This window comes from Campylobacter lari (assembly GCF_004357905.1).
GTDB lineage: Bacteria > Campylobacterota > Campylobacteria > Campylobacterales > Campylobacteraceae > Campylobacter_D > Campylobacter_D lari_D.
Window position 1 is genome coordinate 99,548 of sequence record NZ_SMTT01000007.1, and the last position, 13,310, is coordinate 112,857.

The 13,310-nt window shown below is 28.9% G+C and carries 14 protein-coding genes; 11 read left to right on the forward strand and 3 right to left on the reverse strand.

Features of this window, described 5'->3' with window-relative positions; genetic code table 11:
* Window positions 1–14 precede the first annotated feature (14 nt).
* Together E2O22_RS06545 and accB are read right to left on the reverse strand one after the other, a co-directional pair.
* A complete protein-coding gene (locus E2O22_RS06545) occupies window positions 15–1,346 on the reverse strand; it encodes an acetyl-CoA carboxylase biotin carboxylase subunit (RefSeq protein WP_039619123.1) in 1,332 nt (443 codons plus the stop codon).
* A gap of 1 nt (window position 1,347) precedes the next feature.
* A complete protein-coding gene (gene accB, locus E2O22_RS06550) occupies window positions 1,348–1,797 on the reverse strand; it encodes an acetyl-CoA carboxylase biotin carboxyl carrier protein (RefSeq protein ID WP_039626958.1) in 450 nt (149 codons plus the stop codon).
* A gap of 131 nt (window positions 1,798–1,928) precedes the next feature.
* Between accB and dcd the strand changes: the two genes are divergently transcribed.
* Genes dcd through E2O22_RS06605 form a run of 11 tightly spaced genes read left to right on the forward strand, consistent with a single transcriptional unit; the run spans window position 1,929 to window position 12,017 of the window.
* Window positions 1,929–2,489: a dCTP deaminase gene (gene dcd / locus E2O22_RS06555; protein WP_012661997.1), complete on the forward strand. Its 561-nt coding sequence runs from the start codon at window positions 1,929–1,931 to the stop codon at window positions 2,487–2,489.
* A 50-nt stretch (window positions 2,490–2,539) separates the two neighbouring features.
* Complete coding sequence (gene pseB / locus E2O22_RS06560; protein WP_133319776.1) at window positions 2,540–3,547, forward strand: UDP-N-acetylglucosamine 4,6-dehydratase (inverting); 1,008 nt, start codon at window positions 2,540–2,542, stop codon at window positions 3,545–3,547.
* Window positions 3,544–4,674 (forward strand): UDP-4-amino-4,6-dideoxy-N-acetyl-beta-L-altrosamine transaminase, encoded by a 1,131-nt coding sequence (pseC, locus tag E2O22_RS06565; RefSeq protein WP_133319777.1) that lies wholly within the window; start codon window positions 3,544–3,546, stop codon window positions 4,672–4,674. The genes pseB and pseC overlap by 4 nt, the downstream gene beginning before the upstream one ends.
* A gap of 4 nt (window positions 4,675–4,678) precedes the next feature.
* The gene (locus E2O22_RS06570; protein ID WP_133319789.1) at window positions 4,679–5,941 is read left to right on the forward strand and encodes a DUF4910 domain-containing protein; all 1,263 of its coding nucleotides are present in this window, start codon (window positions 4,679–4,681) and stop codon (window positions 5,939–5,941) included.
* The gene (locus tag E2O22_RS06575; RefSeq protein WP_133319778.1) at window positions 5,938–6,711 is read left to right on the forward strand and encodes an AAC(3) family N-acetyltransferase; all 774 of its coding nucleotides are present in this window, start codon (window positions 5,938–5,940) and stop codon (window positions 6,709–6,711) included. Before E2O22_RS06570 ends, E2O22_RS06575 begins: the two co-directional genes overlap by 4 nt.
* 18 nt (window positions 6,712–6,729) lie before the next feature.
* Complete coding sequence (locus E2O22_RS06580; RefSeq protein ID WP_133319779.1) at window positions 6,730–7,632, forward strand: class I SAM-dependent methyltransferase; 903 nt, start codon at window positions 6,730–6,732, stop codon at window positions 7,630–7,632.
* A 10-nt stretch (window positions 7,633–7,642) separates the two neighbouring features.
* Window positions 7,643–7,870 carry an acyl carrier protein gene (locus E2O22_RS06585; RefSeq protein WP_133319780.1) on the forward strand — a complete coding sequence of 76 codons (228 nt, stop codon included), beginning with the start codon at window positions 7,643–7,645 and terminating at the stop codon, window positions 7,868–7,870.
* Window positions 7,863–9,224 (forward strand): MaoC/PaaZ C-terminal domain-containing protein, encoded by a 1,362-nt coding sequence (locus E2O22_RS06590; protein ID WP_165955279.1) that lies wholly within the window; start codon window positions 7,863–7,865, stop codon window positions 9,222–9,224. The genes E2O22_RS06585 and E2O22_RS06590 overlap by 8 nt, the downstream gene beginning before the upstream one ends.
* Window position 9,225: 1 nt before the next feature.
* A complete protein-coding gene (locus E2O22_RS06595) occupies window positions 9,226–10,749 on the forward strand; it encodes an HAD-IIIC family phosphatase (protein WP_133319781.1) in 1,524 nt (507 codons plus the stop codon).
* Complete coding sequence (locus E2O22_RS06600; RefSeq protein WP_133319782.1) at window positions 10,739–11,806, forward strand: beta-ketoacyl-ACP synthase III; 1,068 nt, start codon at window positions 10,739–10,741, stop codon at window positions 11,804–11,806. The genes E2O22_RS06595 and E2O22_RS06600 overlap by 11 nt, the downstream gene beginning before the upstream one ends.
* Entirely contained in the window at window positions 11,799–12,017 is a 219-nt protein-coding gene (locus E2O22_RS06605) for an acyl carrier protein (RefSeq protein WP_133319783.1), read from the forward strand. The genes E2O22_RS06600 and E2O22_RS06605 overlap by 8 nt, the downstream gene beginning before the upstream one ends.
* Window positions 12,018–12,028: 11 nt before the next feature.
* Here the strand turns inward: E2O22_RS06605 and E2O22_RS06610 are convergent, their stop codons facing one another.
* Window positions 12,029–13,249, reverse strand: coding sequence for a DUF2920 family protein (locus E2O22_RS06610; protein ID WP_133319784.1), 1,221 nt, complete (start codon window positions 13,247–13,249; stop codon window positions 12,029–12,031).
* Between the last annotated feature and the right edge of the window lie 61 nt (window positions 13,250–13,310).

Genomic DNA, 13,310 nt, shown 5'->3' on the forward strand with positions numbered 1-13,310 from the left:
AAACCTATCTTCAATTAATGTCTTGAAAGATAATTTGTATCATAATTATTATTGATAAAATCTGCATTATCCATCATTGCTAAATGAAAATCTTTGGTTGTTTTTATCCCACCTACGATAAGCTCTTGCAAGGCTATTTTCATTTTAGCTATAGCTGTGTTTCTATCTTCTCCCCAAACGACTAATTTTCCAATCATAGAATCATAATATGGAGGCACACTATAATCTTGATAACAATGGCTTTCCATTCTTACATTGCGTCCTGCAGGAGCTACATATTTTGTGATTTTACCTGGGCAAGGTAAGAAAGTTTTAGAATCTTCAGCAGTAATTCTACATTCTATAGAATGACCCTTAAGTTTAATTTCTTCTTGTTTTGGTAAAGGATACCCTTCTGCTACTTTAATCATAAGCTCGATAATATCTACCCCGCTTACCATCTCACTCACACAATGCTCAACTTGCAAACGCGTATTCATTTCAATAAAATAAAAATCTAAATTTTTATCCACTAAAAACTCAAAAGTTCCCGCACCCTCATAATCAATAGCCTTAGCAGCTTTAACTGCTGTTTCATGAAGTCTTGCTCTTGTTTTTTCATCTAGTAAAATTGCAGGAGATTCTTCTATAAGTTTTTGATGGCGTCTTTGCATAGAGCAATCTCTCTCACCCAAATGTATCACATTTCCAAAGCTATCTCCTATGATTTGCACTTCTATATGGCGTGGGTTTTGGATGTATTTTTCCATATACATAGTTCCATCGCCAAAAGCACTCATCGCTTCACTTTCTGCTGACCAGTAAGCTTTTTCTAAATCTTTTTCATCTTCAACTACACGCATACCACGGCCGCCACCACCTGCTGCTGCCTTTAAAATCACAGGATAGCCTATTTCTTTAGCAAGTTTTTTTGCTGCTTCAACCCCACCTAAAGCCCCATCGCTTCCTGGGATTACAGGCACACCTGCTCTTTGCATTACTTGTTTTGCTTTACTTTTATCACTCATTAGTGCCATAGCAGCTACTGAAGGGCCTATGAATTTGATATTATGTTTTGCACAAATTTCAACAAAATTTTGATTTTCACTTAAAAATCCATATCCTGGAAAAATCGCATCCGCTTCGCTAATTTCAGCTGCACTAATAATAGCTGGGATATTTAAATAGCTTTCTGAACTTCTAGCATTTCCTATGCAAATACTCGCATCAGCATATTTTAAATACAAAGCATCTTTATCTGCAGTAGAATACACACAAATTGCTTTTTTTCCCATTTCTTTTACAGTTCTTAAAGCTCTTAATGCAATTTCTCCACGATTTGCTATTAAAACTTTTTTAATTTCCATTTTATAATTTCTCCACCACAAATAAAGGCATACCAAATTCTACAGGCTGACCATCTGCAACTAATACTTCTACTATCCTACAATCATATTCGGCTTCGATTTCATTCATAATTTTCATCGCTTCAATAATTGCTATAGTACTTCCTTTTTTAATAGTTTGTCCTGCTTTAGCAAAAGGTGCTGCACCCGGGCTTGGAGCTTGATAAAAAGTACCTACCATAGGGCTGTTGATAGTTGGTTTATTAGAAGAGTTTGAGCTTGCTTTAGTTTCATTAACTACATTTACATTAATTGGCTGTGGAGCTGGAGCAACAGGAGCTGGAGCTGGTAATTCACAACACATATCTCTTTCAAGTTCTATTTCAAATCCATCTTGTTCTTTTATTTTAATCTTGCTTATATTTGCTTCTGCAAAAAGTTGCATTAGTTCTTTGATTTCTTCTTTTGTCATATATTCTCCTTAATTTATAAGACTTAATTTATAATTATATATAAAAATACTAAAAATAACTTCAATTATTTATTTTTTACTTTTATTTTAAGATATAATTTAAAAATTCACTTTAATTATAAAGGACAAAAATGGGCTTAAAAGCAGATAATTGGATCAAAAAAATGGCATTAGAGCACAATATGATAGAGCCATTTTGTGAAGCAAATATAGGTAAAGGTATAGTTAGTTATGGGCTTTCAAGCTATGGATATGATATAAGAGTTGGAAGAGAATTTAAGATTTTCACTAATGTAAATTCCACTGTTGTAGATCCTAAAAATTTTGTAGAAGAAAATGTAGTAGATTTTGTAGGCGATGTATGTATAGTACCTGCAAATTCTTTCGCGCTTGCAAGAACAGTTGAGTATTTTAAAATGCCAAATGATGTTTTGGCTATTTGTCTTGGCAAAAGCACTTATGCAAGATGTGGCATTATAGTAAATGTAACTCCTTTTGAGCCAGGTTTTGAAGGACATATCACTATAGAAATTTCAAACACAACCCCACTACCTGCTAAAATTTATGCTAATGAGGGTATAGCTCAAGTTTTATTTTTACAAGGAGATGAACCTTGTGATGTAACATATGCTGATAAGAAGGGTAAATACCAAGCTCAAACAGGTATAACTTTACCAAGAATTTTAAAATAATTTTATTTTCAACCGATATAAAAATTTAGTCAAGTAATAGGAAAATATATATGTTTAATGGAAAAAGCATTTTAATCACCGGTGGCACAGGAAGTTTTGGAAAAACTTATACTAAAACTTTACTTCAAAAATACAAACCTAAAAAAATCATCATTTATTCAAGAGATGAGTTAAAACAATTTGAAATGGCAAGAGAATTTAATGATGATTGTATGCGTTATTTTATAGGCGATGTAAGAGATAAAGAAAGATTGAGCATAGCAATGAAGGATGTTGATTTTGTCATTCATGCAGCTGCTATGAAACATGTGCCAATTGCAGAATATAATCCAATGGAATGTATAAAAACTAATATCCATGGAGCACAAAATGTAATCGATGCGTGTTTGGAAAATAATGTAGAAAAATGTATCGCTCTTTCAACCGATAAAGCATGCAATCCTATTAATTTATATGGAGCTACAAAGCTTGCAAGTGATAAGCTTTTTGTAGCAGCAAACAACATCGCAGGAAATTCTCATACTAAATTTAGCGTTACAAGATATGGTAATGTAGTGGGCTCAAGAGGATCTGTCATACCATTTTTTAAAAAACTAATCAATGAAGGCGCTAAAGAACTTCCTATCACAGATGAGAGAATGACAAGATTTTGGATATCCTTAGAAGATGGAGTTAATTTCGTGCTGAATAATTTTGCCTATATGCATGGAGGGGAAATTTTCGTACCAAAAATTCCTTCTATGAAAATCGTTGATTTAGCTAAAACTATGGCTCCTAATTTAGCTCATAAAATCATAGGTATAAGAGCAGGTGAAAAACTACATGAAATTATGATTTCAAGTGATGATAGTCATTTAACTTATGAATTTGAAAATTATTATGCCATTAGCCCAAGTATTCAATTTAATAACACTAATGTTGATTTTAGTATAAATGCAAAAGGACAAAAGGGTAAAAAAGTTTCTAATGGCTTTTCTTATAGCTCTGATAATAATCCATCATGGATTAGCCAAGAAGAGCTTTTAAATATAATAAATCATACAGAGCTTGAAAAATGATAACTTATTCTCATCAAAATATTGACGAACAAGACATACAAGTAGTTTGTGAGGCTTTAAAAGATGATTTTTTAACCGGTGGAAAAAAGGTTGAAGAATTTGAACAAGCCCTTTGTGAATATGTAGGTGTAAAATATGCTTGCGTGCTAAATTCAGCTACTTCTGCTTTACACCTTGCATATTTATCTTTAAATATAAAAGATAAAATTGTCTTAACAACCCCCATTACCTTTGCTGCAACTGCAAATGCAGCTTTAATGGCAGGTGCTAGGGTTGAGTTTATAGATGTAAAAAGCGATGGAAATATTGATGAGAAAAAACTTGCTTTAAGACTGAGCCAAGATAGCTCTAATATAGGAGCAATTTGCGTGGTTGATTTTGCGGGAAATAGTGTAGAAATGGATGAAATTTTAGCCTTAGCCAAACGATACAACATCCCACTAATTGATGATGCAAGTCATGCTCTAGGTGCTATTTATAAAGATCAAAAAGTAGGTTCTATGGGAGATTTGAGCATATTTTCTTTTCATCCGGTTAAACCTATTACAACCTTTGAGGGTGGTGCGGTTGTTAGCAATGATGAGGAATTAATCTCAAAAATCAAGCTTTTAAGAAGTCATGGTATAGTCAAAAAAAGGCTTTGGGATAGTGATATGATTGAACTAGGCTATAATTATCGTTTAAGCGATGTAGCTTGTGCTTTAGGTATAAATCAACTAAAAAAACTTGATAATATACTAGAAAAAAGAGAAATCATCACAAGTTTTTACGATAAAGAATTTGAAAAAAATCCTTATTTTAGCACTATAAAAATCAAAGATTATAAAAAAAGCTCAAGACATTTATATCCTATTTTGCTTTTTCCTGAGTTTTATTGCCAAAAAGAGATTATTTTTGAAAAATTATTAAATTTGGGCATAGGTATACAAGTGCATTATAAGCCTACTTATGAGTTTAGTTATTATAAAAACTTATATGGAAATTTATTCTTAGAAAATGCGGATAATTTTTATAAAGCTGAACTTAGCATACCTGCTCATCAAGAAATGAGTTTAAAAGAAGCACAATTTATTAAAGATAGTTTATTTAAGATTTTAGAAGAAACTAAAAAGGCTTGTTGTGAGTAAAAGTATGTATGAGCTAGCTTGTGAGCTTTTTCCTATATGCAGAAGTATTACCGGGAAAGGCTTTAGACAAAGCTTAAAAATGCTTGATGAAGCTATGGGGGGGGGTATATTAAAAATTCACTCTATAGCAAGCGGGAGTAAAATATTTGATTGGGAAGTACCTGCTGAATGGGAGATAAACGATGCTTATATCATCACTCCAGATGGAGAAAAAATTTGTGATTTTAAGCAAAATAATCTTCATGTGTTAAACTATAGCACAGGCATAGACACAGAGCTTGATCTAGCAAGCTTACAAGAGCATCTTTACTCTATGGAAGAAATGCCTGATGCTATACCTTATGTGACAAGCTATTATAAAAGGCGTTGGGGTTTTTGCATAAAACATGAAGATAGAATTAAACTAAAAGAAGGAAAATATAAAGTTTTCATAGATGCAAAGCACCATGAAAATGGGGTTTTAAACTATGCTGATTTACTCATACCTAGCACGCAAGAAACAAAAGATGAAATTTTAATTTCCACTTACCTTTGTCATCCATCTATGGCAAATAACGAGTTAAGTGGTCCTGCGGTAGCTACATTTTTAGCTAAATGGCTTTTAGAACTTAAAGAGAGAAAATATAATTATCGTTTTGTTTTTTCTCCTGAAACTATAGGAAGTATAGTTTATCTTAGTAAACATTTAAAGTATTTGCAAAAACACACTAAAGCAGGATTTGTACTCTCTTGCATAGGTGATGATAATGCTTACTCACTCATTCACACTCCAAGTGAAAATACCCTAGCAGATAAAGTAGCTTTGCATACCTTAAAAGAAAAAAATAATTTTAAAGAATTTAGCTTTTTAGATAGAGGAAGCGATGAGAGACAATACTGCTCTCCTTTAGTAAATTTACCCGTAGTCGGAATTTGTAGAAGTAAGTATCTAGAGTATAAAGAATATCATACTAGCAAGGATGACTTAAATTTCATCAGTGAAGAGGGATTGCAAGGTGGCTTAAAAGCTATGCAAGAAATCATTATGAATTTAGAGGTTAATGAAATTTATCAAAATACGATATTTTGCGAACCTAATTTAGGTAAAAGAGGCTTATACCATACTATCAATACTTCTTCAACCAATGATATACCAATATCATGTAATTTTTTAGCATATTGTGATGGTAAAAACGATGTTTTAGATATAGCCTCAAAACTAAACATGCAAGCTTATGAATTAAAAGATTTAATAGAAAAATTAAAATTTCACGGATTGATAAAATGAAATATTTTTTAGAATACAATGATAAAAAATACTCTAATGTAGATTTAATAGAAGCTTTTAAAAAACTTGGTATTAAAAAAGGCGATATTTTGTGTGTGCATAGTGAACTTTTTAATTTTGGCACACCCTTGCTTCCTAGAAATGAATTTTTACAAACTATATTAGATTGTTTTTTTGAAGTTATAGGTAAAGAAGGTACTTTAATCATGCCTACATTTACTTATAGTTTTTGCAAAAATGAAGTTTATGATAAATTAAATTCTCCTACAAAAATAGGTGCTTTAAATGAATATTTTCGCAAACAAATAGGAGTAAAACGCACTAATGATCCTATATTTTCCTTTGCTGTAAAAGGAGCTAAAGAAGGATTATTTGATACTCAAAATTTATCTTGTTTTGGAGAAAATTCTGGATATGACATTTTAACAAAAAACAACGGCAAAATAATTTATTTTGGATTAGATTGGGCTCATACTTTTATACACTATATAGAAGAAAAATTTAAAGTAGATTATAGATACTTTAAAATATTTCAAGGAATAATAAAAGATGAAAAAAAAGAATACAAAAAAGAAATACAATACTATGTAAGATATCTTGATAGACAATCGGAATTAAATTTAGAAAAAATAAATATAATTTTAAATAATGCTAATATATTCTCCAAAATTCAATTTGGAGGTGGTATTATTTCATATATCAATACAAATGATTTTGAAAGAATAATTATAAGCGAACTAAAAAAAGATAAAAATATATTAGTAAACTAAGTTTATATAGGAAAAATTATGCTAGAAAATACAAAAGAATTATTTAAGCTAATAGAAGAAAAAAATCCACTACACAAAAAATGTTTAGATGGATTACAACTCTCTAAAGAAGAATATGAAGATTTAGAAAAGCTTATTGTTTATTACAAAGATACACTAAATATTACTTTAGAAGAACAAGCTCAAAGCTATATAGTTGTATTAAATGATACTTTAGAAGAAACTAGATATTTTATAGAATTTGGAAAATATAGATATAGCACCTTAGCAGAAGTAGAAAATATGGTGTATTTTAATGAAAACTATATGAAGCAATACATGGTGGGTCTTGCCATATCTTCTTTTATATGGAATGCTCATGTTGAGGTTAGAAGATATTTTGCTAAGTATATAGATGAAAAACAAAATCAAGAAAATACCTATCTTGAAATAGGACCAGGGCATGGTGAGTTTTTTGTTAAAGCCCTAAGAAGTCAAAAATTTAAAGAATATTTTGGTATTGATATATCTCCTATAAGTTGTCAAATGAGCAAGGATATGGTAGAAAATCAGTTTGGCAAAATAAATACTAAATGCGAATTTATATGTAAAGATTTTACCAAATGTGAGTTTAACAACAAAGCTGATTTGGTAGTAATAGGAGAGGTTTTAGAACATGTTGAACAACCTTTACAATTTATGAAAGATGTAAAAGCCTTATTAAATGATAATGGAGAAATCTTTGCGACTATACCTATCAATGCTCCTGCAATTGATCATATTTATTTATTTTCTCATCCTGATGAAGTTAAAGAATTACTTAATAAAGCAGGATTGAAAATCAAAGAATGTGAATATTTTATGGCGAATAATTATTCTTTAGAAAAAGCACTAAAAACAAAAAACGCAATAATCATGACAGTAATACTTACAATAAAATAAAGGGAAATATATGGAGCAAAAAATTTATGAGATACTATCTAATATATTAGAGATTGAAGTAAATAATAAAACAAAATTTAGTATGCAAAATTGTGAAAATTGGACCTCGCTATCACATATTGACATCATAATGAGTTTAGAGGAGGAATTTGAAGTTAAATTTGATAAAGACATTCTTGTTAAATTAAATTCGCAAGAAGAGATTATTAAGGAAATAAAAAAAATAAAAAATGCATAAAGTCGACCAAAGATATTTAGAAATTTTTTCATATACTAGTGGAGATTTTAACCCTATACATCTTGATGAAGAATTTGCAAAAAATTCGTATTTTAATGGTCAAATTGTATATGGAATATACCAATTATTCCTAACTATAGAATTTTTTTTAAAAAAAGAACGCAAACATACAATTAAAATAAAAATAATTAAATCAAATTTTATAAATCCACTTTTTAAAAATCAAAAATTTAAAATTATCAAAAAATACCAAAAAAACAATGTGTTAAAATACGAAATCATTGATAAAAATCAAATTTTCTCAAAAATAGAATTTGAGATTGAAAATGAAACTAAAATAGAAAGTATTTTTTTAAAACATATAAAATTTAAAAAAAATAAACCAAATAATATCAAGTTACTACAAAATAAAAATTATGGCGAGGAATTAGATTACAACAAAGAACTTTTCAAGAAACTTTTTCCGCTGTGCTCTGCGTATTTAAATTCTAGAAATATAGCTGTTTTAATAGCTAGCACGCGCTTAATTGGAATGAAAATTCCAGGTTTAGATAGTATTTATTCTAGTTTAAATTTAGACTTTTCAGAATGTGACACAAATAACAAACTATTATTTAATTTCAAAAAACATCACAACATAGAATGTTACATGATAAACATTTTAAGTCCCTGCAAAGGAAGCATTAAAGCATTTATCAGACCTCAATTAATAAAAAACACAACTTATTCGTCATTAAAAGTCAAATATTCTAATTTGCAAAAAACAAATTTTTTCACAAATCAAAAAGCTTTAATTATAGGTGCAAGTAGTGGTTTTGGAAATGTATGCGCCAAATTATTAGCTCTTGGAGGCGCTACTATTATAGCTACCTATAATTCAAACCATCCAAGCGAAACAATTCCAAATTGCACTTTTATACCACTTGATATTTTAAATGTTAACAAAAATTTTATAGACACTATTAAAAAATTCAATCCTACTCATATATATTATTTTGCTACACCTAAAATTTCTTCTCAAAATAGTCAATTTAATAAAAAAATGTTATATAATTTTATGCAATATTATATTTTTGCATTAGATAAAATCTTAAAATATATTAATCCAATTTTAATTTTTACTTCTTCTTCTTCTTCTTTTGTTGATGATTTACCTTTAGATATGAAAGAATACAGTATGGCAAAAGCTGCAATGGAAGTGTTTATAAAATACATTGAAAAAACTAAAAACATACAAGTCATAATGCCAAGATTTCCAAGAGCAAAAACAAATCAAACTTTAAGTTTGATACCTCAAGATTTAAAAGAAGTGGATGAGCTTTTATATCCTGAATTGCTTAAAATAAGGAGCTAAAATGAATCTTTTTTCACCAAATTTAAAAAGAAATGATCTCATAAAACTTAGTAAGGAAAATCATCATAAAAAAATTACTATTAATGTTTTTAGAAATCACTCTTTTGAAGTCATTTCAAGCATACTAAATGCATTTTTAGCCTTTAGTAAATTAAAGGCTGAATTTAACATAAGCTCTTATGATGATAGTTTAAGTTATGATAATTTTCAAAAAGCAGATTTAAACATCATATTTATAGATTTAAACAATTATAAAAAAAATGTAGATGATTTTATCAAAGAAAAAATACAAGAGCTATCAAGTATTAGCAACGCTCCTATCATCACACTTTTACTTGGCGATACAAGCTTAAAAGAATATAGTATTTGCAAAATACTAAAGCCCTTTTTAGATGAAAATCTCATCATAGATGATAGTAATTTTGAAATAAATGCAAGCAGACTTAGTAATAAAGCTTGTGTAAAATTAGCCCAATTTCTAGGACTAAAAATCCTACCTAGCCTTTTACAACCAACTTTAAAAGCAATCATCATAGATCTTGATAATACCTTATACCAAGGAATTTTAGGCGAAGATGGCATTGAAAATCTTACTTTATCTAGCAATCATAAAGCCTTGCAAAGTGAGCTTTTAAATTTAAAAAATCAAGGTTTTTTACTCGCCATTGCTTCAAAAAATGAAGAAGAAGATGTAAAAAAACTTTTTTCACAAAGAAAAGACTTTTTATTACAACTTGATGATTTTAGTATGATCAAGGCTAATTGGAAAAGTAAAGACGAAAATATTAAAGAAATTGTAAATTTTTTTAATATAGCTTTTGATAGTGTGCTATTTATTGATGATAATATAGCCGAAATTGAAAATGTATCACACCTTTATATTAACACCTTACTAGCTGATGAAAATAGTGCTTATAGTTTAAAGCTCTATCCTAGACTTTTAAAAACAAGCTTTAGTAAAGAAGATGAGTTAAGAAGTGCTGATATTAAAGCAAATTTACAAAGACAAGAGCTTGGCAAGCTTAGCCCTAAAGAGTATTTTGAAAAATTACAAATTTGTTTGAAATTTCATATCAACCACGCAGATGAACTTGAAAGAATTTCACAACTACTTAATAAAACTAATCAATTTATATCAAATTACTTAAGATTAAGCTTAAAAGAGTGTGAAGAATTTATGCAAAAACATGCTATTTTGACTATAAGCATGAGTGATAAATTAAGTGATAGTGGCATTATAGCAATTTTTTTAGCTTATAAAGATGAAACAAATTTAATCATAAAAGATCTTTGCATAAGTTGCAGAGCCTTAGGAAGAAAGCTTGAAAAAATTATGCTATATAAGGCTATAGAGTTATTACATGTGCATTTTAATACAAAAGAATGTATTTTATACTTTCAAAAGGGCGAAAGAAATATGCCATTTTTAGAATTTTTATATAGTTTAAATGCAAATATAAAAGAAAATTTTACTCTAATCCAAAAAGAAATAATAAATTACGAAGGACTTATAATTGAAAGCTAGTTTTAATAAAGCCAAAATAGCAGGTATAAGCGTTTGCGTGCCTAATAAATGCATAAATATAGATGATTGCCTAGAAGATGTTTTTCAAAATGATGTCAAAATGCTAAAAAGAATGAAAAAAATTTCAGGCATACAAGAAAGATTTATCGCTGATGAAAATATTAGCACAACAGATTTAGCCTATGAAGCAAGTATAAATTTATTTAAAATGCTCGATTTTGATAAAAATAAGCTTGATATGGTGATTTTTGTTACACAAACTCCTGATTTTTTTATGCCATCATGCGCAAACTATCTTCACAAACGATTAAATTTAAAACCTCAAACCATAGCTTTTGATGTAAATCAAGCGTGTTCGGGGTATTTATACGGCTTATTTATAGCTTTTTCTTTTTTAGAAAATCAAAATGCAAAAAATATTTTATTAATTTGTGGTGATACTTTAAGCAAAACCATAAACCCTTTAAATGCAAATTTAGCTCCAATTTTTGGCGATGGAGTAAGTGCAACACTCATAAGCAGTGCAAATGAAAAATCGTTTTTTAAGCTTCATTCTAATGGAGAAGGTTTTGACAAACTCATCATACCCAATAGAGCTTTTGCTAAACTTGATGAGAGTAAAAGCTCCAATAAAGAAATATTTCAAACCAATAAGCATAGGAGCTTAGATAATCTTTACATGGATGGGGCTGAAATTTTTAACCAAGCACTTAATCTTGAGAGTCAAAGCATAAAAGAAATGCTTGATTTTTGTGAAAAAAGTAAAGATAAAGTGGATTATTTTTTATTACATCAATCCAATCAATTTTTAGTTGATTCTATTATAAATGACTTGGGTATTGATAGCTCTAAAGCACCAAATTTTTTGATGTCAAAATATGCTAATTTAAGTGCTTGCTCTTTACCTGCTTTACTTTGTGAAATACAAAAAAATGATTTTAATGCCATTTTAAGTGCTTTTGGTGCTGGATATGCCTGGGGGAGTGCTTATATAAATTTTGATAAAAACTTTAAAACTGATACAATTTCAATTTATAAAGGAGAAAAAAATGACTAAAGAAGAATTATTAGAAGCTATTAGCGAAGCTATGCATATGGATGAAACACTAAAAGAAGATATGATTTTAGATGATATTGATGAATGGGATAGCTTAGCTTTTGTATCTATCATGGTATTATTTAAAAACTCACTTGGCAGGCAAATTAGCGGTGATGATCTTAAAAAATGTGAAAAAGTAAGCGATCTTTTAACTTTAGCTGGTGTTTAAGGTGAAAAGCCTTAAACAATCTCTAAAACAAATTTATCATTTTCATCTTTAAAGGTAAAAACTTTATTTTTACAAGGATAAGATATACTATCTTTTTTCATACTAAATGTTTTATCTTTTAATTTTTCAAGCATAATAGGTAATTCTTTATTAAATAATGCCTTATCAGGAATTCCACAGCCATGAGTTAAATTTTTAATAAATTTGCCATCTATATCTTTTTCATCTATTAGATGAAAATCTACTTCATAGTTTAAGGCTTTTAAAATTTCTATCATAGAAATTTTATGATCAGCTGGAGTTAAGTCATCTTTAGCGCTATGATAACTTGTATAAATAATATTTTTATTCTTTTGAGCTTGTAAAATCAAATGATCTTTATTAAGTAAAGCTCTTATTAAATAATTTTCATCAGCAAAATAATAAGGTGAGTTTGGGTTTTTGCGTGTCCAATAAGTTTCCACATAACAATGAACTTTACTATTTAACTCATCTTCGTTTAAAATAGCATCACCTTTATTTAAATCCCTTCCTATGATATATCTTAACGGAGGCAATGCAGCACCTGAATTATCTATCACTCCATCAACATACCAAGGAGCTATTTTAGCACACATTAATGCCACTAAGCCACCGTATGACCCCCCCCCGTAAATTTTAGGTAAAGATTTAAATTGAGGATAATTTTTCATTATATCTTTTAAAGCATTGATATGATCGATAGCAGACATAATGGCAAAATTATTATACTCATTGTTAGGCGGGATAAAAGTCACAGATAACTCAACCTTATAGTCTTGATTTAAAATTCCTTGTTCTTTTAATATACTCATTTTTTGATCAAGAATTTGATAATATTTTTCTATATTTTTTGTATTATCTAGCACTTCAAATTCTATTTCAAAATCCCTGAAAGCCTTTTCAAATGTTCTTATATCGTCTAATAAAAAAGTCATTTCAGCACTATATTTGTCCACATCAGAAACTCTTTGGCAAAAACAATGATAAAATACATTTACAGCTACTACATCAAATTTTTTAGCTATAAAATTTCTATAACTTTCTAGAAAATATATATTTGCATTTGCTCCATATCCACCTATGATAAAAACAATAGCTTTCATTTGCTTACTATCATCATAAGCGATTCTATATTCTAATTTACTTTCTCTTTTTATATTTAATTCCACATCATCACAAGAGTCTATGAAATAAGTTTCATTTATGAGCATATTTTTCTTTCTTGATATTATAATTTATATGCTATTATAACTAAAAAAATCAAGGAAGCTC